Consider the following 21057-nt stretch of genomic DNA (forward strand, 5'->3'; position numbering starts at 1 on the left):
GTCAGGGCAGCAGCGTCACCGACATGACGGCACTGCGGGTAGCGCCGGGGGCCACGCGCATCATGCCGGGCTTGTCCCAGATCTCGCCGGTGAAGCCGACGGGATCGGCGATGCCGTGCCAGGGCTCGACGCAGACGAAAGCGGCGCCGGGCTTGGTCCAGATGCCGAGCATGGGGGTGTCGGGGAAGCCGATTTCGAGCGCAGGGCCTTCGCCGGCGTCGTAGCGGAGCGACTGGCTTTCGAGCTGCTGCCAGACGAGCGCATCCTCGGTGAAGAGGTCGTCGGAGAGGGGCAGCAGGCGGTCCTGGAGCGGGCTCGGGCGTGGGGCGGGGGCGATCAGACCTTCCTCGATTGAGGCGAGGCTTGCCGGCTCGTGCTCCGGGAAGGTGAGGCGGTGGGCGTCGCGCGGGCGGCCATAGGGAAGCGGCCAGGCGAAGGCGTGGTGGAAACCGATGCTGGCCGGCAGGTCGCGGGTGTCGCGGTTGGTGACCGTGACGGTGGTGGTGAGCGTCGCGCCGTCGAGCGCGTGGGTGACGTCGAGGGCGAAGGCGAAGGGGTAGACTTCGCGGCTCTCGGCATCGTCCTCAAGCCGGAAGCGGACGCGGTCGGCTGCCTGCTCCGCGAGCGTGAAGCTGCGGCGGCGGGCGAAGCCGTGCTGGGGCAGCGGATAGTCGCGGCCGTCGAGCCGGTAGCGGTCGCCCGCCAGCCGGCCCACGATCGGAAACAGGATCGGCGCGTGGCCGGTCCAATAGGCGGGATCGGCATCGGTCATCAGCTCACGGCCTTGCGCATCGCGCAGCGACACGAGCTCGGCACCCAGCGGGTGGATCGCCGCCGTGAGCGTGCCGTTGCCGATCTCCACCCGATCAGCCACGCAAGGTGGCTCCCAGCTTGGCGGCGGCGGCGACGACCTTGTCGGCCACGCCCTTGATCTCCGCATCGGTGAAGCTCTTGTCGCCCGGCTGGAGCGTGACTTCGATCGCGAGCGACTTCATGCCTTCGTCGACCCCGGCGCCGGTGAAGACGTCGAACAGGCGCGCGTCGACGATCGCGGCCTTGTCCGCACCGCGCACGGCGCGCACCAGCGCGTCGCCGCTCACGGTGGCGGGGACCAGGAAGGCGAAGTCGCGCGTCACCGCCTGCAAGGCTGGCGGCGCATAGGCCGGGCGCATGAAGCCGGTGCCGCGCTTGCCCGGCAGCGCGTCCAGGAACAGCTCGACTGCGACGACGGAGCCCGAGAGGTCGAATGCCTTCGCGATGCGCGGGTGGAGCGTGCCGAAGGCGGCGAGCACCGTCTTCGGCCCGAGCCGCAGCGTCGCGGACTGGCCGGGGTGATAGGCATCGCCCGCACCGTCCATGACCTGGAGGTTGGCGACCGGCGCACCGGCGGCCTCCAGCAGCGCGAGCGCTTCGGCCTTGGCATCGAACGCGTCGAAGGCGGCTGCCTTGCCCGCCTGCCAGCCGCGGCTGCGCTGCTCGCCGGCGAGGACGACGCCGAGCGTCAGGCGTTCGCCTTCGCCCAGGTAGCGGCGGCCGATCTCGAACAGCCGTACGCCGGTGGCGCCGCGCTTGAGGTTGCGGTTCGCAGCCGACAGCAGCCCCGGGAGCAGCGAGGGGCGCATGACCTTCATGTCCTCGCTGATCGGGTTTGCGAGGCTCCAGGCGCCGCCGCCGAAGGGTGCGGCCGCATCCTCGGCGATGAAGCTCCAGGTGATCGCCTCGTTGAGCCCGCGCGCAGCGGCCGAGCGGCGCAGGCGACGCTCCAGCTTCTGCTCGGGCGTGGCTGTCGGGCGGGCGACGCCGGCGGGGCGGGGCAGCGGCGTCGAGGGGACCTTGTCGATGCCCTCGATGCGGATCACTTCCTCGACCAGGTCGGCCGGGCCGTCGATGTCGCGGCGCCAGCTCGGCACCACCACGTTCCATTCCAGATCCACCACGAAGCCGAGGCGTTCGAGGATCTCCTGCTGACGCTCGGGCGCGACCGCGAGACCGCCGAGCGTCTCGGCGAGGTTCGGGTTATAGGCGACGAGGCGCGGCGCAACCGGCGGCTCGCCGGCGCGGGTGACTTCGCTCGGGGTGCCGCCGCAAAGGGCGAGCACCAGGCGGGTGGCGATCGCCAGCCCCTCGTCGAGGAAGGCGGGATCGACGCCGCGCTCGAAGCGCTGGCGCGCGTCGGAGGTGAGCGCGAGCTTCTGGCCGGTGCGGGCGATCGTCTCCGGCGTGAAATAGGCGCACTCGATCAGCACGTCGGTGGTCGTCTCCGACACGCCCGAATGCTCGCCGCCCATGATGCCGCCGATGTCGTGCACGGCGGCATTGTCGGCGATCACGGTCTCGCCGCCGTCGAGCGTGTAGGTCTTGCCGTTAAGCGCCAGCACCTGCTCGCCCGCGGTCGCATGCCGAGCGACCAGACCGCCCTCGAGCTTGGCGCGGTCATAGACGTGCAGCGGGCGGCCGAGGCCGAGCATGACGAAGTTGGTGATGTCGACCAGCGCCGAGATCGGCTTCTGGCCGACTGCGGTCAGCCGGCGCTGCAGCCAGTCGGGCGAGGGGCCGTTGGTGACGCCGGCGACGGTCTGGGCGAAGAAGGCGGGGCAGCCCTCTGCGTCCTGGGTGGACACGTCGGGGCCGGCGCCCTGCGGCACGATCGCGGGCAGTCCGCCGATCACCGCGTCGAGCGGGCGCAGCGTGCCGAGGCCGGCGGCGGCGAGGTCGCGGGCGATGCCGCGCACGCCCATGCAATCCTGGCGGTTGGGCGTGATCGCCACGTCGATGACGGGATCGTCAAGGCCGGCATAGTCGGCAAAGGTCGTGCCCACCGGCGCATCGGCCGGCAGCTCGATGATGCCGTCATGGTCCTCGCCGAGCTCGAGCTCGCGCGTCGAGCACATCATGCCGTTGGATTCGACACCGCGGATGGCGGCGACGCGCAGCTCCATGCCGTTGGCGGGGACCACCGCGCCCGGCATGCCGAACACGCCCACCAGGCCGGCGCGCGCGTTGGGCGCGCCGCAGACGACCTGGAGCGGGCCGTCGCCGGCATCGACCGACAGCACCTGGAGCTTGTCGGCCTGGGGATGGCGCTCGGCGGTGAGGACGCGGGCGACGCGGAAGCCGTTGAGGCGCGCGGCCGGGTTCTCGACGCCTTCGACCTCAAGCCCGACGCGGGTCAGGCCGTCGAGGATCGCGTCGAGCGCGGCGTCGGTGTCGAGGTGCTCGCGCAGCCAGGAAAGGGTGAACTTCATGCGCCCACTCCCCCCGACAGCGTGGGCACGTCAAGCGCCGAGAAGCCATAGTGCTTCAGCCAGCGCAGGTCGCCGTCGAAGAACGGGCGCAGGTCGTCCATGCCGTATTTGAGCATCGTCAGCCGGTCGACGCCGGTGCCGAAGGCGAAGCCCTGGTATTCGTCCGGGTCGAGGCCGCAGGCGGCGATCACCTTGGGATGGACCATGCCGGAGCCCAGCACCTCCATCCAGCCTTCCGATCCGCCGACCACGCGCTTGCCCTTCTGCATGGTGTAGCCGATGTCGACCTCCGCCGAAGGCTCGGTGAAGGGGAAGTAGCTGGGGCGCAGGCGCAGGACGATGTCCTCGCGCTCGAAGAACGCCTTGAGGAAGGTCTCCAGCGTCCATTTGAGGTGGGCAAGCGTGATGCCCTTGTCGATCACCAGTCCTTCGATCTGGTGGAACATCGGCGTGTGGGTGGCGTCGCTGTCCGAGCGATAGACGCGGCCGGGCGCGATGATGCGGATCGGCGGCTTCTGCGACAGCATGGTGCGGATCTGCACGGGCGAGGTATGCGTGCGCAGCACCATCGGCCGTTCGTGCTCGCCGGCGAGGTAGAAGGTGTCGTGCATCGCGCGCGCCGGATGCGTCTCCGGAATGTTGAGCGCGGTGAAATTGTGCCAGTCGTCCTCGATCTCGGGACCGGTCGCGACCGCGAAGCCGAGGTCGGCGAAGATCTCGGCGAGCTCGTCCATGACCTGGCTGACCGGGTGGACGCTGCCGGGAGCAACGCGGTCGACCGGCAGGGTCATGTCGAGCGTCTCGGAGGCGAGGCGGGCGTCGAGGGCGGCCTGCTCCAGCCCGGCCTTGCGGGTGGCGATCGCCTCCGTCACCGACTCGCGCAAGCTATGGATGCGCGGGCCTTCGGCCTGGCGCTGCTCGGGGGTCATGCCACCGAGCGTCTTGAGGAGGCCGGTGACGGCGCCCTGCTTGCCGAGCGCGTGAACGCGCACCGCCTCCAGCGCGTCGAGCCCGGCGGCCGCGTCGATCGCCGCCAGCAGGTCGGCTCGCAATTGTTCGAGATCGGTGGTCATCAGAATTCCGTTCGCAAGATTGGAAGGTCCGAACCTTAGTCGGCGGCTCAGGTCAAGCCGTTCCGGGCCGGCATCAGGCTCGGGCGGCGAGCAGAAGGCCACCGAAGCCGATGAACAGCGACCCCGTCGCACGGTTGAACAGCCGCTGCCGCCGCGGCGGCGCCAGCCAGCGGGCGAGCGAGCGGCCGCCCAGCGCATAGGCGGCGTACCAGCCGCCCTCGATCACCACGAAGGTCGCGACGAGAATCGCGAGCTGCAGCCAGAAGGGGCGTGTCGGGTCGAGGAACTGCGGGAACAGGGCCGCGGCGAAGACAATCAGCTTCGGATTGGAGAGACCGGTGCCGAGGCCGGCGACATAGAGCCCGCCCGGGCGACTGCGGGGGAAGCCTTCCGCCTTCGCGGCACCGGACACGGGGGCCCGCCAGGCCTTGATCCCCAGCCAGATCAGATAGGCGGCGCCGGCGAAGCGCAGCGCACCATAGAGCCGCGGCGAGGCCTGGAGCAGCGCGCCCAGCCCGAGCGCCGAGGCGACCAGGCACAGCAGCACTGCGCTCATCAGCCCGGCCATCGAGAAGACTGCGCGGCGCGGGCCGTGGTGGATGCTCTGCACCATGACGTGCAGCATGTTGGGACCGGGGGTGCCCGCGATCAGGAACACGGCGGTGACGTAGAGCCACCAGAGGTGCATCGCCATTCGTGCCTCCTCACTTGCCCTGGCCGCCGAATGGCCGCGGGCGAAAACGAAAAGGGCGCCGGTGTTGCCACCGACGCCCCATGTTCGTGCGTGCTGCAGGTCGCTTAGGCGGCCTGGGGCAGCGCCGCCTTCGCCTGAGCGACGATGGCGGTAAATGCCTCACCTTCGTGCATCGCGATATCCGCCAGGACCTTGCGGTCCAGCTGGATGCCGGCGAGCTTCAGGCCGTGCATGAACTGCGAATAGGTCAGGCCCTCGGCCCGGACGCCGGCGTTGATGCGCTGGATCCAGAGGCCGCGGAACGTCCGCTTCTTAACCTTGCGGTCGCGGTAGGCGTACTGACCGGCCTTTTCGACGGCCTGACGTGCGATGCGGATCGTGTTCTTGCGACGGCCATAATAGCCCTTCGCCTGATCCAGAATACGCTTGTGCTTGGTGCGGGTCGTGGTGCCGCGCTTGATACGTGCCATGTGTCAGACCTCCTTAGCGCAGACCGTAGGGCGCCCACGCCTTGACGTGTGCGACGTCGGCGTCGGCGAGCACCGAGGTGCCGCGGTTCTGGCGGATGTACTTGGCATTGTGGCTGATCAGGCGGTGGCGCTTGCCGGCGACGCCGTGCTTCACCTTGCCGGTGGCGGTAAACTTGAAGCGCTTCTTCACGCCGCTCTTGGTCTTGAGCTTGGGCATTTTTTTCTCCTTGTTTGACACGACCCAACAGAATCGCCGCGGCAGCCCTTTTGGCCGGGCGATCCCTCGAGACGGGCTCGAAGAGTCGTGGAAAGACGGCGCGCTTAGCGCAATGGTGGTGCATGCGCAACCGCAGCGGAGGGTGCGCGGGAACTCGTTACGCCGGCGGCGAGTTTTTGGCCGCATGGCTGATCGCGAACTGCCCCCCGTCGCGGACCAAGCGCCGCCCCCGCCCGCCGGAACTCCGGCGGCGCCGCCGCGACGCGGGCGGCCGCGCTGGCTCACCATCCTGCTGCGGGTGGTGCTCGGCATCTTCATCGCCTTGTTCCTGGTGTGGGCGATCCTGTTCATCACCAAGGGACGCTTCCTGAAGGGGACCTTCGAGAAGATCGCGTCGAGCTCGGCCGAGCGGCAGGTACGGGTAGCGGGCGATTTCCAGTTCTATTTCAATCCGATCAACCTGAAGTTCCTGGCGGAGGGGCTGACCGTCTCCAATCCCGCCTGGGCGGGCGGCGGCAATTTCCTGGAGGCGCGCAAGTTCGACGCGCAGATCGCGACCTTCACCTTCCTGTTTGGGCAGAGGCGGATCAACTGGCTGGGGCTGGACGGCGCGCGCGTCGATCTCGCCTGGGACGCCGACCACCGCCGCAACACCTGGACCTTCGGCGACCCCAACGCCAAGGGCGAGCCGTTCGACATGCCGGTGATCCGCCAGGCGGCGGTGAGCAACTCGGGACTGCGCTACAGCGATCCGTCGATGCGGATCCTCGCCAACGTTCGCTTCCGCACGGTGGAGGCGCGCGACAGCAAGGTCGCGAACGCCGTGCGGTTCGACGGCGATGGGCGTGCGCGCGGCATTCCGTTCACGCTGACCGGCGCGCTTCTGTCGCCGAATGCGGCGCTGGCGGGTGGGCAGACGCAGCTGGCGCTGACCGTGCGGGCGGTCGATGCGGTGGGCACCGTCACCGGTACGCTGCCCGAGCCGACCGTGATCGAGGGATCGGACCTGAAGGTCGACCTGCGCGGCCGCAACCTGGCGAACCTGTTCGAGGTGTTCGGGCTGACCGTGCCCGACACGCGGCGCTACCATCTCGCCTCCGCGCTCACCAAGCGAGGCGAGGAGTGGCGCTTCACGGGGCTGCGCGGCACGTTCGGCGACAGTGATCTGAGCGGCGCGTTCAGCGTGTTCCAGCGCGAGCCGCGCATGTATTTGACCGCCGACCTCGCCACCCGCCGGCTGGACATGATCGATGTCGCGCCCTTCATCGGCTACAATCCCGACCGGCTGGACAAGCAGGGCAAGGCGGGCACAGTGACGCGGGTCGGCGGCACGCCTCGGCTGCTGCCGGACACGCCGCTCAACGTCGACGCGCTCAAGAACTTCGACGCCAAGGTCAACTGGACGGTGCGGCAGGTGCGGTCGGAGAACGTGCCGATCTCCAACATCAAGCTGGGGCTGTCGCTCGACGACCGGCTGCTCAAGCTCTCGCCGCTCAACTTCACCATGGCGCGCGGCACGGTGCTGTCGGACATCAGCATCAACGCGCGCCGGGCGCCGGTCTTCACCGACTATGACATCCGCCTGACGCCGACGCCGATGGGCAGGCTGCTCGCGGGCTTCGGCGTGGCGGAGGCGGGCACCAGCGGCACGATTTCGGCGCGCGTGAAGATGACGGGCAGCGGCAACAGCGTGCACGACTCGCTGGCGAGCTCCAACGGGCGCATCGCCTTCATCATGCCCAAGGGCAGCTTCTGGACGCGCAACATCCAGCTGTCGGAAATCGACGTCGGCACGTTCATCCAGAAGATGTTCGAGGACAAACTGAAGGAGCCGGTGCAGATCAACTGCGGGCTGATCGGCTTCACGGTGCGCAACGGCGTGGCGGCGGCCGACCCAATCCTGATCGACACGCAGAAGAACGTCATGCTCGGCCGCGGTGGCTTCAGCTTCAAAACCGAGGCGATCGACCTGGCGTTCCGGGCGGACTCCAAGAAGTTCTCGCTGTTCGCGGGCCAGTCGCCGGTCGGGATCAACGGCTATTTCGCGGAGCCGGGCTTCGACGTGATCAGCCCGGAGCTGGTCGGGCGCGCGGGCATCGGCCTGGGGCTGGCGGCGGTGGCGACCCCGATCGGCGGGCTGCTCGCCTTTGTCGACGTGGGCGATGCCAAGTCCGCCGCGTGCGGGCCCATCCTCGCCGGCGCCACTGCCAAGGCGCAGCGTACCACCAAGGGCAAGCCGCGCGACGACGTCGGCGCGGGCACCACGTCGAAGGACGAGGACGGCAAGGCCTCGGGCGAGGAGAAGAAGAAGCAGCGCAAGAAGTTCCTGGGGATCTTCTGAGGCTGGCCGGGGCTACTCTTCTCCGCCGCTTGACAGTTGGGCTTCACTGCCACGAGAACATGCGAAGAGATCGGATCCTCTTCGAGGACGTTTCTCGAGCGTGACATCGAAAGGCGCGGTTCTCATGAAAAAGCCGCAACCGGCGCAGGCGGTGCTGCTGGGCTTCCTGATCGTCGGGCTGGTCGCGTTCCTGTTCGCGTCGGGGTACGGCATCGGCAGGAACATCGCCACACGGGAGCAGGCGGCCGGGGCAGGCGCCCGCTAAGCCGGCAAGAGGCGTCAGCGGACAGCAATTTCGGATCGAGGCGGTGCAGGGGCTTTGACCTTGCGCATGAACCTGCGCCATCAAGCGGGCATGGCTTCCTCCACGCTTTCCCTGTCGCGACGGACGCTCGTCGCCGCCGCTGCCGCTGCTGCGGCGTTTCCGACCCGGCTTCTGGCGCAGCAAAGCCGCAGGGTGCTTGCCGGCACCTATGTGCAGGAGGGCGGCGCCGGGCTTGTGCCGCTGGAGCCGTCGAACGGCGGCTGGACGGCGGGCCGGGCGCTGCCGGAAATCGCCAATGCCTCGTTCGGCGTACGGAGCGAGGCCCACGGCCTGCGTTATCTGGTGGATGAGCAGGCGGAGGGTGCGCTCGGCATCTATGGGCGCGACTTCCGGCGGCTGGCGCGGGTGTCGACGCTGGGCGCCGATCCTTGCCATCTCGCGCTGAGCCCGGACGGTCGTGCGCTGGCGGTGGCGAATTATTCGAGCGGGAGCGTGGCCGTCTGGAAGCTCGACCCCGCGACCGGGCTGCCGATAGACGAGGCGGCGCGCATCGTCCATGCGGGCAGCGGCCCGGACCGGGAGCGGCAGGCGGGGGCCCATGCGCACTGGGTCGGCTTTGCGCCGGGAGCGCCGCTGCTGCATTCGGTGGACCTGGGCGCCGACGCGATCTTTGCCCACCACCTCGATCCGCGATCGGGCGCGCTGGCGAAGACGACGGTCGCCTATCGTGCCGAACCGGGATCGGGGCCCCGCCACCTGGCGCGGCATCCGCGGCTGCCGGTCGCGTATCTGGTGGCGGAGCTCGCCAACACGGTGACCATCCTCGGTGCGGAGGGGGACGGGAGCTTTCGTCGGCGGGGCGTGGTGTCGACGCTGCCGGCGGGGTTCGCCGGGTCTTCGGCGGCGGGGCACATCGCCCTCAATCGCAAGGGCGACCGGCTCTATGTCTCCAATCGCGGGCACAACAGCATCGCGGTGTTCGCCGTCGCCCGGGACGGCGGGCTGTCGCTGCTCCAGCATGTCGGGTGCGGCGGGGACTGGCCGCGGATGTTCCTGCTGCTGGAAGAGCGGGGCGAGATGCTGGTGGCGAACCAGCGTTCCGGCACGGTGGCGAGCCTGCGGGTCGGGAGCGACGGGAGGTTGCGGGCGGCGGCATCCCAGGGCGTTCCGGTGCCGGGTGTTGCGTATCTGACGGTCTGAAACCGCGAAGCGATAGCGAGGACCCGATCGGAGCTTCTCGCAACTGGGCCCCGGCCTTCGCCGGGGTACTGGTTGGGTCTGGCGTCGAGGCCGCGCCAAAGCGGGCAGGGGAGGCGTCGCCGCCTCCCCTCTAGCCTCAGCCCAGCAGAGCCTCGGCCTGGTCGAGCGTTTCCTTGAAGCTCTGGACGAGCTGGCGGTACGGCTCCGGGCTCGTCATATCGAGGCCGGCGCGCTTGAGGATATCGATCGGATAGTCCGATCCGCCTGCCTTCAGCACCGTCAGGTAACGATCGCGCTCCGCCGCGCTGCCGGTGAGCACCGAGCGGGCGAAATACTCGGCCGCGGTGATCGAGGTAGCGTACTGGTAGACGTAGAAGTTGGAGTAGAAGTGGGGGATGTACGCCCACTCGATCGCATAGGCCGGATCGATCGCGACCTTGGGGCCGTGGTAGCGCTTGAGCAGGTCGAGGTAGAGCGCGGTGAAGCGCGCGCCGGAGACACCCTCGCCCTTTTCGGCCAGCTCGTGCGCCTCCAGCTCGAACTCGGCGAACATCGCCTGGCGGAAGAAGGTGCCGCGGATGCTCTCCATGCGCTGGCCGAGGTAGAAGAGCTTCTCCTCGCGGGTCTTGGCGCGCTTGAGCATCATGTCGACCAACAACGCCTCGTTCGCGGTCGAGGCGATTTCCGCGAGGAAGATCGGATAGTCGGCCATGTCATAGGGCTGGGCGCGGTTGGAGAGCAGCGAGTGGATCGCATGGCCCCATTCGTGCGCATAGGTCGACAGCCCCTCGTAGTTCTCGCCGAGGTTGAGCAGCAGATAGGGGTGCACGTCATAGGCGCCGGGGTTCATATAGGCGCCCGAGCGCTTGCCGGTGCGGGGGAAGGGATCCATCCAGCGGGCGGCGGTACCCTGCGCGATCAGCTTGGCGTACTCGGGCCCTAGCGGCTTGGTCGCCTCCAGCGTCAGCGTGCGCATGTCCGACAGGGTGAAGCGGCGGTCGAGCGACACCAGCGGCGGGTAGATGTCGTAGTACGCCATGTCCGGAAGCTTGAGCATGCGACGGCGTAGCTCGAAGTAGCGGTGGAGCTGCGGCAGGCCGGCGTTGGTCTCCTGCACCAGCGTGCGATAGACGCCCTCGGGGATGTTGCCGCCCGACACCGCGGCTGCCAGCGAGCTCGGATATTTGCGCGCGCGGGCGTTGAAGATGTCGCCCTTGATCTTGGCGACATAGGCCGAGCCGAGCGAGCTTTCGAACGCGCCGTAGCTCTTCCAGAAGGCGTCGAACACCTGCTTGCGATCGGCGCGGTTGGGCGCGTCGCGGTTGAGCGAATAGCCCTGGTCGTCGAGCCGCACCGACTTGCCGGTCGAAAGCTGGACGGTCGGGCGCGGCATGTCGGAAGAGCGCAGCTGCTCGGCGGTCTCGCCCGGGCCCGACAGCGCGGCACCGGCGCTGGCGAGCAGTGCCTCGCCCTCGGGGCTGAGCGTGTGCTCGGCCTGACGCAGGACGTTTTTCAGCACCATGCCGAAGCGGGTGCGCAGCGTCGCGTTCTGGGCGGTGAACGCCTCGATCTTCGGGCGGCCGAGCGCGATCAGCTCCGGGCTGGTCCAGGCGGTCGCCTCGCCGAGCGCCATCCACAGGTCGGTCGCCTGGGCGCGGCGTTCCTGGTTGGCGGCGACGCGTACGTCCTCGTCGGCCTTGAGGCTGATGTAGGTGTAGATGCGCGACACGGTGCGGCCGACGTCGGACTGGGCCGAGAGGGCTTGGGCGAGCACGTCGGCGCTTTCGCCGAGCCGGCCCTTCCATTGGGCAAGCGCCTTGGCATCGGCGAGCGCCTTCACGCGGGCGGCGTCCCAGGCGGCATCGGTCGGGTAGAGCTCGGTCAGGTCCCAGGCGGCGGTGGTGCTGCCGGGCGCGGGGGCGGCGGGCTGCTGAGCCCAGGCGGGGGTGGCGGCGGCGAGCCCGGCAAGCGCAGAGGTGGCGAGGGCTTCGCGGCGGCTGAGATCGGTCATGCGGGTTCCCGTGGATGGCTGCGTCGGACGACGCCTGGCTCCGATCATCGGGATTCGCGGGGCGGAAGGAAAGAGGGCGAAAAGAAAAGGGCCGGAAGGTTTCCCCTCCGGCCCTTTCTTTGGGACGGCACCGGCAAAGCCGGTGCTGGCGTCGGACGGACTTCGGCGGGCCGAAGTCCGCCGGCCGATCCGGTGCGGGTCCCGGGCCAGCACAGGCTGACCCGGGCCGCAGCCGGATCAGAAGTCCATGCCGCCCATGCCGCCGCCGGGCATTGCCGGCATTGCGGGCTTGTCCTCGGGCAGCTCTGCCACGGTTGCTTCCGTGGTGATGAGCAGACCCGCGACCGACGCCGCGTTCTGGAGCGCGGTGCGGACGACCTTGGTCGGGTCGATCACGCCGGCCGCAACCAGGTTCTCATAGGTGTCGGTCGACGCGTTGAAGCCGAACGAGGTGTCGTCCTGGTCGAGCAGCTTGCCCGAGACGACCGCACCGTCGTGGCCGGCGTTCTGCGCGATCTGACGGACGAGCGCGGTCAGCGAGCGGCGAACGATGTCGATGCCGCGGGTCTGGTCCTCGTTCGCACCGGTCAGGCCGGCGAGTGCCTTGGTTGCGTACAGCAGCGCCGTACCGCCGCCCGGGACGATGCCCTCTTCGACGGCTGCGCGGGTCGCGTGCAGCGCGTCGTCGACGCGGTCCTTGCGCTCCTTCACCTCGACCTCGGTCGCACCGCCGACCTTGATCACGGCCACGCCGCCGGCGAGCTTGGCGAGACGCTCCTGGAGCTTCTCACGGTCATAGTCGCTGGTGGTGACTTCGATCTGCTGGCGGATCGCGTCGGTGCGGCCCTTGATCGCGTCGGCTTCACCCGCACCGTCGACGATGGTGGTGTTGTCCTTGTCGATCGTGACGCGCTTGGCGGTGCCGAGCATGCCGAGCGTGACGGACTCGAGCTTGATGCCCAGGTCTTCCGAGATGACTTCGCCCTTGGTCAGGATCGCGATGTCCTCGAGCATCGCCTTGCGGCGATCGCCGAAGCCCGGAGCCTTGACCGCTGCGACCTTCAGGCCGCCGCGCAGCTTGTTCACCACGAGCGTGGCAAGAGCCTCGCCCTCGATGTCCTCGGCGATGATCAGGAGCGGACGACCCGACTGAACGACGGCTTCCAGGATCGGGAGCATCGCCTGCAGGTTCGAGAGCTTCTTCTCGTGGATCAGGATGTACGGGTCGTTGAGCTCGACCGTCATCTTTTCCGGGTTGGTGATGAAGTAGGGCGACAGATAGCCGCGGTCGAACTGCATGCCTTCGACGACGTCGAGCTCGAATTCGAGACCCTTCGCCTCTTCGACGGTGATCACGCCTTCCTTGCCGACCTTCTCCATCGCTTCCGCGATCTTTTCGCCGACTTCACGGTCGCCGTTGGCGGAGATGATGCCGACCTGGGCCACTTCCTGCGTGCCTGCGACGGGCTTCGAGCGGGCCTTCACGTCCTCGACGACCTTGCCGACGGCGAGATCGATGCCGCGCTTGAGGTCCATCGGGTTCATGCCGGCTGCGACCGAGCGCATGCCTTCGCGAACGATCGCCTGGGCGAGGACGGTCGCGGTGGTGGTGCCATCACCGGCGACGTCGTTGGTCTTCGAGGCCACTTCGCGCACCATCTGGGCGCCCATGTTCTCGAACTTGTCCTTGAGTTCGATTTCCTTGGCGACCGAGACACCGTCCTTGGTGATGCGCGGTGCGCCGAAGGACTTGTCGATCACGACGTTGCGGCCCTTGGGGCCGAGCGTCACCTTGACCGCGTCGGCCAGGATGTCGACGCCCTTGAGGATGCGCTCACGCGCGTCGCGCGAAAACTTCACTTCCTTGGCTGCCATGTTGGCTATTCCTCTTGCTCAGGCTCCAGCAGACGCAGGAACCTAGGATTCTGGATGCTTGGCTCTGGGCTCCTGCCTGAGCAGGAGCACCGAACCGGGTCAGGAAATCAGCCGACGATCCCCAGGATGTCGCTTTCCTTCATGATCAGCAGGTCTTCGCCATTCACCTTGACCTCGGTGCCCGACCACTTGCCGAAGAGGATGCGGTCGCCGGCCTTGACGTCGAGCGGGGTGACCTTGCCGTCTTCAGCCTTGGTGCCGTTGCCAGCGGCGACGACTTCGCCTTCCTGCGGCTTTTCCTTGGCGGTGTCGGGGATGATGATCCCGCCGGCGGTCTTTTCCTCGGCTTCGACGCGGCGAACGAGCACGCGGTCGTGCAGCGGACGAAAGTTCATGCGCGCTTTCCTTTCTGTGAACAGTGATTGGCACTCACCCGCAGCGAGTGCCAGCAGCCCGCATATGCGATCGCCCTCGCACCTCGTCAACGGGTCGCCGACCCGAAAAAATGCGGTCCGCGCCAGTGCGTGGTGGAAACGCGAGCGGCACCTGCGGAGCGGCAGGTTCGTCCTCCCCCGAACTCGGGAGACGCGCGGTTTACTCGCCTCTGGCGCTGCTTTAGCACCGCCATGACCTGACAAGGGGAAGATGCGCGTGAGACTGGTTCGGGGTGCCTGGAAGTTGCTGGTCGCGGTCAAGGACGGGCTCGTCCTGCTGGCGATGCTGCTGTTCTTCGGCCTGCTGTTCGCGGCGCTGGCCGCCAAGCCCAACCCGGCGATCAAGCCCGGCGCGCTGCTGGTGGCGCTGGACGGCACCGTCGTCGAGCAGCCGAGCGAGATGGACCCGTTCGCGACGCTGAGCGGTGCGAGCGTGGCGCGCGAACACCGGCTGCGCGACGTGGTGCACGCGCTGGACAAGGCGCGCGACGACAAGCGGGTGACGGCGGTGGTGCTGGACCTGGACCGGTTCGTCGGCGGCTATCCCTCCGTGGTGGCGGAGGTCGCCGCCGCGGTCGGTCGCGTGCGGGCAAGCGGCAAGCCGGTGCTCGCCTATGCGACCGGCTACACCGACAGCAGCTATCTGGTGGCAGCGAACGCCAGCGAGATCTGGGTCAACCCGATGGGCGGCGCGATGTTCACCGGGCCGGGCGGGGCGCAGCTCTATTACAAGGGGCTGATCGACAAGCTGGGCATCAACGCCCACGTCTATCGCGTCGGCGAGTTCAAGTCGGCGGTGGAGCCCTATACCCGCGCCGACCAGTCCGAGCCGGCGCGCGCCGCCAACCAGGCGCTCTATGGCGCGATCTTCGGACAGTGGCGCGAGGCCGTGGCAAAGGCCCGTCCCAAGGCGAAGGTCGCCGACTTCCTGACCCAGCCGGACCGGCTGGTGGTCGCGGCCGGCGGCGACATCGCCAAGGCCAATCTGGCGGCGGGGCTGGTCGACCGCCTGGGCGACCGCGTCGCGTTCGGCAAGCGCGTGGCCGAGCTGGAGGGCGTCGGGATCGGCGACAAGAAGATCGCCGGAAGCTTCAAGGCGATCCCGCTCCGGAACTGGGTGGCGGCCAACCCGCTGCCCCAGACGGGCGACGCGATCGGCATCCTGACCATCGCGGGCGAGATCGTCGACGGCGACTCCGGCTCCGGCACCGCCGGCGGCGACACGGTGTCGAAGCTGCTGCTCAAGGGTCTGGCCGAGAAGGAGCTGAAGGCGCTGGTGGTGCGCGTCGATTCGCCCGGCGGCTCTGCGCTCGCGTCCGAGCAGATGCGCCAGGCGATCCTGCAGGCCAAGCAGAAGGGCCTGCCGGTGGTCGTCTCGATGGGCGGCCTGGCCGCCAGCGGCGGCTACTGGGTGTCGACGCCCGGCGACGTGGTGTTCGCCGAGCCGAACACCATCACCGGCTCGATCGGCATCTTCGGGCTGATCCCGACGTTCGAGAACACGCTCGCCAAGATCGGCGTGACGACGGACGGCGTGCACACGACGCCGCTGACCGGCCAGCCCAACGTGATGGGCGGCACCAACGCCACCTTCGACGCGCTGGTGCAGGCGACGATCGAGAACGGCTATCGCCGGTTCATCGGCCTGGTGTCGCAGGCGCGGCGGATGAGCCCGGAGCGGGTCGACCAGATCGGCCAGGGCCGGGTGTGGGACGGCGGCACCGCGCGACAGCTGGGGCTGGTCGACCGGTTCGGCACGCTTTCCGACGCGGTGGCCGAAGCCGCGCGCCGCGCCAAGCTCGACCCGGCCAAGGTCCATGCGGAGTATCTGGAGAAGGAGCCGGGTGCGCTGGAGCAGTTCCTGGCGGCGATGAACGCGGGCGAGGAGGACGAGGATCGCGTCGGATCGGCCTCCACCGACCTGGTCTCGCGTCTGGCGGGCGAGCGGCGTGCGCTGCTGGCGCAGGCGCTGGGCGACGCCCGGCGGCTGGTAAAGGGTGGCGCCGCGATGCAGGCACGCTGCCTGGAGTGCGCCGGATTGGGGCCGGTGGTGCCGGCGCGCGAAGACGTGCGGCTGATGGACCTGATGCTGGCGCGGTTCGGCCTGTGATCGCAATCCGCGCGGCGACTTCCGACGATGCCGAGGCGATCGCGCAGATCTACGCTGCCTATGTGACCGGCAGCACGATCAGCTTCGAGGAGCAGCCGCCCGATGCAGCCGCCATCGCCGAGCGGATGGCGGAGCACGACGGCTTCTATCCGTGGCTGGTCGCGGCCGGCACCGATCCGCTGGGCGAAACCGGCCCGGGCAAGATCCTGGGCTATGCCTATGCCGGGCCGTTCCGGTCGCGCGCCGCCTATCGGTTCTCGGTCGAGACGACGATCTACCTTGCGGGTGGCGCGCACGGGCAGGGCGCGGGGCGGCTGCTCTACGAGGCGCTGATCGTGACGCTGCGTGCGCAGGGCTTCACCCAGGCGATGGGGGTGATCGCGCTGCCGAACGGGCCGTCGATCTCGCTGCACGAGGCGGTGGGGTTCCGCCGCGCCGGCGTGATCCGCTCGATCGGCTACAAGCAGGGTCAGTGGGTCGACATCGGCCTGTGGCAGTGCGAGTTGGCGCACACCAGCATGCCGCCCGCCGAGCCGCGGCCGTTCCGCGATGTCGGCGTCGTGCGGGGCTAGGCTTCGTTCCAGGAGCAGAGGCCCGCGCCCGCGGCCCTGGGCTCCTGCCTTCGCAGGAGCACGGAGGCGTCAGTGTCGGCCGCGATAGGTCGGCAGGCCGAGCTTCCAGTGGATGGCGGCGGCGCGAAGCAGGAAGCCGGCGGCGGAGGCGCAGAGCGCCGAGGCGAAGCTCGGCAGTCCGAGCGAGACCAGCACCACGTAGAGGCCGGAGGCGAGCGCTGCGGCGGTGACGTAGAGCTCGGGGCGCATGAGGATCGACGGCTCGCCTGCCAGCATGTCGCGCAGGATGCCGCCTGCGCAAGCCGTCACCACGCCCATGATCGCGGCCGGGATCGGCGGTACGCCGAACTCCAGCGCCTTGGCGACGCCATAGACCGCATAGGCGGCGAGCCCTGCCGCATCGAGCCACTCCAGCGCCTGCTGGCGCCACCAGCGTTGCGGGGTGATCCAGATCAGCACCGCCACCGACAGGCACAGCGCCGCGGTCTGCGCGTCGCGGACCCAGAAAACGGGCGCGCCGATCAGCAGATCCCGGATCGTCCCGCCGCCGACGCCGGTGATGAGCGCGAAAAAGGTGGCGGTCACCAGCGTCTGCGCGCGCTGCGCCGCGGCGAGCGCGCCGGTGGCGGCGAAGACCGCGATGCCGAGCAGGTTGAGAACCTGCAGCACGGGCCCGAGCGAGAGGGTTTCCATCGGCACGACCTCCGCTCGCTAGCGGTTCGTCGCAGATTGCGGAAGCCCGGGGGTTGGCGATGGCGGACGAAGGAGGGAAAAGGGGCCATGCAACGTCTTCCGCTCTCCGTCCTGCTGGTCGCCGTGCTGCTCGCGGCGCTGGCCGGCTTCGTCGACGCCATCGCCTTTTCGGCGTTTGCGGGCTTCTTCGCCTCCTTCATGAGCGGCAACACCACCCGGCTCGGCGTGGCGATCGCATCCGGGCTCCAGGCCGAACTGCATACGGCGATCTCGCTGATCCTGGCGTTCGTCTCCGGCGTGATGGGGGGTGCGATCGTGGCGCGCGCGGGCGGCGTGCGGGGGCGCGAGGCGGTGATGCTGCTGGTGACGGCGCTGCTGGCGCTGGCGGCGCTGTGCCTGGGGTTCGGGCCGCGGCAGCTCGCGCTGGTGCTGCTGGCGGGTGCGATGGGGGCGGAGAATGCCGTGTTCAGCCGCAACGGCGAGGTGCAGGTGGGGCTCACCTACATGACGGGCACGCTGGTGCGCTTCGGCCAGCGGCTGGCGGACGCCCTGATGGGCGTGGGGCCGCGCACCGGCTGGTGGCGCGACCTGCTGTTCTGGGGCGGGTTCCTGTTCGGCACGCTGGGCGGCGCGGGGGCGTACCAGCTGGCAGGCGACGGTGCGGTGTGGATCGCGGCGGTGCTGGCGGGGCTGCTGACGCTGCTGGTGGGGCGGATGCCGGCGGGGGAGTGAGGGCGATTAGGCTGTTCGGGCGGGGACAGGGCAGGTTCGCTCCGGGCGCCGTTTTCCTTCTTCGTACCCCGGCGGAGGGCGGGGTACGGGTGGTCTGTAAGTATGCTTAGGCCGCCAGGATAGCGCTGGTGGCCCTGGGCTCCTGCCTGCGCAGGAGCACGCGAGAGAAAGCGGGCGGGCGTCTCCCCCAGCCGTGCTCCTGCGCAGGCAGGAGCCCAGGGCGGGGGGGCGGGGCGCTTGTTGTCTTGGACTGCTCCCCGCTCAACGGCACAGGGCCGGATTCGAAAACGGCGCCGGTGGGGTGCCACCGACGCCGTTTCGCTAGGCCAGAGGCCGGCCGATCACATGTGGATCGGCTTGCCCTGCACGGCCATCGCCGCTTCCTTGATCGCTTCCGAGTGCGTCGGGTGCGCGTGGCAGGTGTAGGCGATGTCCTCGCTGGTGGCGCCGAACTCCATCGCCTGCGCCGCCTGAGCGATCATGGTGCCGGCGACCGAGGTGATGATCCACACGCCCAGCACGCGGTCGCTCTTGGCATCCGCGATCACCTTCACGAAGCCGGCGGTGTCGTCGATCGCCTTGGCGCGGCTGTTGGCCATCATCGGGAACTTGCCGACCTTGATCTCGCCGCGTTCCTTGGCCTGCTCTTCGGTCAGGCCGACGCCGGCGATCTCCGGGTGGGTGTAGACGACGCCGGGGATGACGTCGTGGTTTACGATGCCGGTAAGGCCGGCGATGTTCTCGGCCACCGCGACGCCCTCGTCCTCGGCCTTGTGCGCGAGCATCGGGCCCGGGATCACGTCGCCAATCGCCCACACGCCGTCGACGGCGGTGCGGAAATCATGGTCGGTCTCGATCTGGCCGCGCTGGTTCAGCTGAAGCCCGATCTTGTCGAGGCCAAGCCCTTCCGTGTTCGGGCGACGGCCGATCGCGACGAGCACGGCGTCCGCTTCCAGGGTTTCGGCAGCGCCGCCGACTGCCGGCTCGACCGTCACGGTCGCGCGGCCGCCGTCGACGGCAACGCCGGTGACCTTGGTCGAGAGCTTCAGGTCCATGCCCTGCTTCTTGAAGATCTTGGCGGCTTCCTTGCGGACTTCGCCGTCCATGCCCGGCAGCAGCTGGTCGAGATATTCGACCACGGTCACCTTGGCGCCCAGGCGCTTCCACACCGAGCCGAGCTCCAGGCCGATTACGCCGCCGCCGATCACGACGAGGTGCTCGGGGACCTTCTCGAGGGTCAGCGCGCCGGTCGAGTCGACGACGACCTTCTGGTCGATCTGGACGCCCGGCAGCGGGGTCACCGACGAGCCGGTGGCGATGACGATGTTCTTGGCGGTGACGGTGCGGTCGCCGACCTGGACGGTGTGCGCGTCCTGGAAGGTGGCGAGGCCCTTCACCCACTCGACCTTGTTCTTCTTGAACAGATACTCGATGCCGCCGGTGAGGCCGCTCACGGCCTTGTCCTTGTCGGCCATCATCACGGAAAGGTCGAGCTCGACGCCCGAGAGCTTCACGCCATGCTTGGCGAGGACGCCCGAGACCGCTTCGTCGAACTTCTCGGACGCGTTCAGGAGCGCCTTGGAAGGGATGCAGCCGACGTTGAGGCAGGTGCCGCCCAGCGTCTCGCGGCTTTCCGCGCAGGCGGTCTTGAGACCGAGCTGTGCCGCGCGGATCGCGGCGACATAGCCGCCGGGCCCGGCACCGATCACGAGAACGTCGAAGTCGTATTCAGCCATTGTTCTCTTCCTTGTACCCCGGCGCCGGCCGGGGCCCAGTTTCGAGACGTATCTGGGGGCCGTCTCGTGTCGTTACAAACAGCGGCGCAACTGGACCCCGGCCTTCGCCGGGGTGCCGATTGCGTGTTCTTACAGGTCGATCAGCAGGCGGGTCGGGTCCTCGATCGCGTTCTTGAGCGCGGCGAGGAAGGTCACTGCCTCACGACCGTCGATGATGCGGTGGTCGTAGCTGAGGGCGAGGTACATCATCGGGCGGACGACGACCTGGCCGTTGCGGACGACCGGGCGCTCCTCGATGCGGTGGAGGCCCAGCACCGCCGACTGCGGCGGGTTGATGATCGGGGTCGACATCAGCGAGCCGAACACGCCGCCGTTGGAGATGGTGAAGGTGCCGCCCTTCATCTCGTCCATCTTGAGCGTGCCTTCCTTGGCGCGCTTGCCGAAGTCGCCGATCGTCTTTTCGACCTGCGCCACCGACATCTGGTCGGCCGAGCGGATCACCGGCACGACCAGGCCCTGCGGCGCGGAGACCGCGACCGAGATGTCGGCATAGTCGTGATAGACGATCTCATCGCCCTCGATATAGGCGTTGACCGAGGGGATGTCCTTCAGGGCCATGCACGCGGCCTTCACGAAGAAGCCCATGAAGCCCAGGCGCACGCCGTGCTTCTTTTCGAACAGGTCCTTGTACTTGGTCCGCGCCTCCATGACGGCGGTCATGTCGACGTCGTTGAAGGTGGTCAGCAGCGCGGCGGTGTCCTGCGCTTCCTTCAGGCGGCGGGCGATGGTCTGGCGCAGGCGCGTCATCTTGACGCGCTCCTCGCGACGCTCGCCACCGGCAGCGACGGGCGCCGCTGCAGGAGCGGCCGCCGGGGCCGCGGCGGGGGCTGCGGCCGGCTTGTTCGACGCGGCGGCGACGATGTCTTCCTTGGTCAGGCGACCGTCCTTGCCGCTGCCCTTCACGGTCGCCGGATCGACGCCATGCTCGAGGATCGCGCGGCGCACCGACGGCGACAGCGCAGCGGCGTCGACGTTGCCGCCGGCCTCCTGCGGGGCGGCTGCCGGAGCCGGAGCCGCGGCGGTGCTGCCGGCCTCGGGCGCGGCCGTCTTCGCCGGGGCGCCGTCGCCCGCGTCGATGGTGGCGATCATCGCGCCGACCGAGACGGTGTCGCCCGGCTGGACGGCATGCGCGCCCATCACGCCCGCGACGGGCGAGGGCACTTCGACCGAGACCTTGTCGGTCTCAAGGCTGGCGATGGGCTCGTCGGCCTTCACGGGGTCGCCCGGCTGCTTGAGCCATTCGCCCAGCGTCGCTTCGGTGATCGATTCGCCCAGTACGGGAACAAGGACTTCGGTTGCCATGGGTCTTCCTCTTGGTTCCCCGCCAGG

At 69.0% G+C, this 21057-nt stretch carries 18 protein-coding genes; 6 read left to right on the forward strand and 12 right to left on the reverse strand.

The window, feature by feature from the left end:
- Position 1 precedes the first annotated feature (1 nt).
- The 6 genes from EDF69_RS04365 to rpmI all read right to left on the reverse strand — a co-directional run bounded on the left by EDF69_RS04365 (position 2) and on the right by rpmI (position 5699).
- Positions 2-874 carry an aldose 1-epimerase family protein gene (locus EDF69_RS04365; protein ID WP_339538004.1) on the reverse strand — a complete coding sequence of 291 codons (873 nt, stop codon included), beginning with the start codon at positions 872-874 and terminating at the stop codon, positions 2-4.
- The gene (pheT, locus tag EDF69_RS04370) at positions 867-3245 is read right to left on the reverse strand and encodes a phenylalanine--tRNA ligase subunit beta (RefSeq protein WP_132882342.1); all 2379 of its coding nucleotides are present in this window, start codon (positions 3243-3245) and stop codon (positions 867-869) included. The genes EDF69_RS04365 and pheT overlap by 8 nt, the downstream gene beginning before the upstream one ends.
- Complete coding sequence (pheS, locus tag EDF69_RS04375) at positions 3242-4318, reverse strand: phenylalanine--tRNA ligase subunit alpha (protein WP_132882343.1); 1077 nt, start codon at positions 4316-4318, stop codon at positions 3242-3244. Before pheS ends, pheT begins: the two co-directional genes overlap by 4 nt.
- Positions 4319-4391: 73 nt before the next feature.
- Positions 4392-5012 carry a LysE family translocator gene (locus tag EDF69_RS04380; RefSeq protein WP_132882344.1) on the reverse strand — a complete coding sequence of 207 codons (621 nt, stop codon included), beginning with the start codon at positions 5010-5012 and terminating at the stop codon, positions 4392-4394.
- Positions 5013-5116: 104 nt separating this feature from the next.
- Positions 5117-5482, reverse strand: a complete 366-nt coding sequence (gene rplT / locus EDF69_RS04385) for a 50S ribosomal protein L20 (RefSeq protein WP_125961809.1) — start codon at positions 5480-5482, stop codon at positions 5117-5119.
- 13 nt (positions 5483-5495) lie between these two features.
- A complete protein-coding gene (gene rpmI / locus EDF69_RS04390; protein WP_125961808.1) occupies positions 5496-5699 on the reverse strand; it encodes a 50S ribosomal protein L35 in 204 nt (67 codons plus the stop codon).
- A 184-nt stretch (positions 5700-5883) separates the two neighbouring features.
- Here rpmI and EDF69_RS04395 point away from each other — a divergent pair, with 184 nt between their 5' ends.
- The 3 genes from EDF69_RS04395 to EDF69_RS04405 all read left to right on the forward strand — a co-directional run bounded on the left by EDF69_RS04395 (position 5884) and on the right by EDF69_RS04405 (position 9505).
- Positions 5884-8040, forward strand: a complete 2157-nt coding sequence (locus EDF69_RS04395; RefSeq protein ID WP_132882345.1) for an AsmA family protein — start codon at positions 5884-5886, stop codon at positions 8038-8040.
- A gap of 124 nt (positions 8041-8164) precedes the next feature.
- Entirely contained in the window at positions 8165-8305 is a 141-nt protein-coding gene (locus EDF69_RS04400) for a hypothetical protein (protein WP_165889971.1), read from the forward strand.
- 90 nt (positions 8306-8395) lie between these two features.
- Entirely contained in the window at positions 8396-9505 is a 1110-nt protein-coding gene (locus EDF69_RS04405; RefSeq protein WP_132882346.1) for a lactonase family protein, read from the forward strand.
- A gap of 136 nt (positions 9506-9641) precedes the next feature.
- On the opposite strand, the gene EDF69_RS04410 is transcribed toward EDF69_RS04405, so the two are convergent.
- The 3 genes from EDF69_RS04410 to groES form a co-directional block, all read right to left on the reverse strand.
- On the reverse strand, positions 9642-11516 hold the full coding sequence (locus EDF69_RS04410; RefSeq protein ID WP_132882347.1) for a M3 family oligoendopeptidase: 1875 nt from the start codon (positions 11514-11516) through the stop codon (positions 9642-9644).
- Positions 11517-11753: 237 nt separating this feature from the next.
- Complete coding sequence (gene groL / locus EDF69_RS04415) at positions 11754-13391, reverse strand: chaperonin GroEL (protein ID WP_125961799.1); 1638 nt, start codon at positions 13389-13391, stop codon at positions 11754-11756.
- A gap of 107 nt (positions 13392-13498) precedes the next feature.
- Positions 13499-13786, reverse strand: a complete 288-nt coding sequence (gene groES / locus EDF69_RS04420) for a co-chaperone GroES (protein ID WP_125961798.1) — start codon at positions 13784-13786, stop codon at positions 13499-13501.
- Positions 13787-14042: 256 nt separating this feature from the next.
- On the opposite strand from groES, the gene sppA reads away from it, so the two are divergent.
- Positions 14043-15935 (forward strand): signal peptide peptidase SppA, encoded by a 1893-nt coding sequence (gene sppA / locus EDF69_RS04425; protein WP_132882348.1) that lies wholly within the window; start codon positions 14043-14045, stop codon positions 15933-15935.
- A complete protein-coding gene (locus tag EDF69_RS04430; protein WP_132882349.1) occupies positions 15932-16507 on the forward strand; it encodes a GNAT family N-acetyltransferase in 576 nt (191 codons plus the stop codon). The genes sppA and EDF69_RS04430 overlap by 4 nt, the downstream gene beginning before the upstream one ends.
- 69 nt (positions 16508-16576) lie before the next feature.
- Here EDF69_RS04430 and EDF69_RS04435 read toward each other — a convergent pair whose 3' ends face one another.
- On the reverse strand, positions 16577-17200 hold the full coding sequence (locus EDF69_RS04435) for a trimeric intracellular cation channel family protein (protein ID WP_125961858.1): 624 nt from the start codon (positions 17198-17200) through the stop codon (positions 16577-16579).
- An 87-nt stretch (positions 17201-17287) separates the two neighbouring features.
- Between EDF69_RS04435 and EDF69_RS04440 the strand changes: the two genes are divergently transcribed.
- A complete protein-coding gene (locus EDF69_RS04440) occupies positions 17288-17932 on the forward strand; it encodes a DUF1275 family protein (protein ID WP_132882350.1) in 645 nt (214 codons plus the stop codon).
- A gap of 341 nt (positions 17933-18273) precedes the next feature.
- On the opposite strand, the gene lpdA is transcribed toward EDF69_RS04440, so the two are convergent.
- Positions 18274-19668: a dihydrolipoyl dehydrogenase gene (lpdA, locus tag EDF69_RS04445; RefSeq protein WP_132882351.1), complete on the reverse strand. Its 1395-nt coding sequence runs from the start codon at positions 19666-19668 to the stop codon at positions 18274-18276.
- Between the two features lie 129 nt (positions 19669-19797).
- Positions 19798-21030, reverse strand: coding sequence for a 2-oxoglutarate dehydrogenase complex dihydrolipoyllysine-residue succinyltransferase (odhB, locus tag EDF69_RS04450; protein WP_132882352.1), 1233 nt, complete (start codon positions 21028-21030; stop codon positions 19798-19800).
- Positions 21031-21057 lie beyond the last annotated feature (27 nt).

This window comes from Sphingomonas sp. JUb134 (genome assembly GCF_004341505.2).
GTDB lineage: Bacteria > Pseudomonadota > Alphaproteobacteria > Sphingomonadales > Sphingomonadaceae > Sphingomonas.

Bases quoted from the DNA above. Each gene is read 5' to 3' on its own strand.
- groL (WP_125961799.1), bottom strand. From the start codon at position 13,391: ATGGCAGCCAAGGAAGTGAAGTTTTCGCGCGACGCGCGTGAGCGCATC.
- odhB (WP_132882352.1), bottom strand. From the start codon at position 21,030: ATGGCAACCGAAGTCCTTGTTCCCGTACTGGGCGAATCGATCACCGAA.
- pheS (WP_132882343.1), bottom strand. From the start codon at position 4,318: ATGACCACCGATCTCGAACAATTGCGAGCCGACCTGCTGGCGGCGATC.
- groES (WP_125961798.1), bottom strand. From the start codon at position 13,786: ATGAACTTTCGTCCGCTGCACGACCGCGTGCTCGTTCGCCGCGTCGAA.
- EDF69_RS04410 (WP_132882347.1), bottom strand. From the start codon at position 11,516: ATGACCGATCTCAGCCGCCGCGAAGCCCTCGCCACCTCTGCGCTTGCC.
- EDF69_RS04380 (WP_132882344.1), bottom strand. From the start codon at position 5,012: ATGGCGATGCACCTCTGGTGGCTCTACGTCACCGCCGTGTTCCTGATC.
- rpmI (WP_125961808.1), bottom strand. From the start codon at position 5,699: ATGCCCAAGCTCAAGACCAAGAGCGGCGTGAAGAAGCGCTTCAAGTTT.
- pheT (WP_132882342.1), bottom strand. From the start codon at position 3,245: ATGAAGTTCACCCTTTCCTGGCTGCGCGAGCACCTCGACACCGACGCC.
- EDF69_RS04405 (WP_132882346.1), top strand. From the start codon at position 8,396: ATGGCTTCCTCCACGCTTTCCCTGTCGCGACGGACGCTCGTCGCCGCC.
- lpdA (WP_132882351.1), bottom strand. From the start codon at position 19,668: ATGGCTGAATACGACTTCGACGTTCTCGTGATCGGTGCCGGGCCCGGC.
- EDF69_RS04440 (WP_132882350.1), top strand. From the start codon at position 17,288: ATGCAACGTCTTCCGCTCTCCGTCCTGCTGGTCGCCGTGCTGCTCGCG.
- EDF69_RS04395 (WP_132882345.1), top strand. From the start codon at position 5,884: ATGGCTGATCGCGAACTGCCCCCCGTCGCGGACCAAGCGCCGCCCCCG.
- EDF69_RS04435 (WP_125961858.1), bottom strand. From the start codon at position 17,200: ATGGAAACCCTCTCGCTCGGGCCCGTGCTGCAGGTTCTCAACCTGCTC.
- rplT (WP_125961809.1), bottom strand. From the start codon at position 5,482: ATGGCACGTATCAAGCGCGGCACCACGACCCGCACCAAGCACAAGCGT.
- EDF69_RS04400 (WP_165889971.1), top strand. From the start codon at position 8,165: ATGAAAAAGCCGCAACCGGCGCAGGCGGTGCTGCTGGGCTTCCTGATC.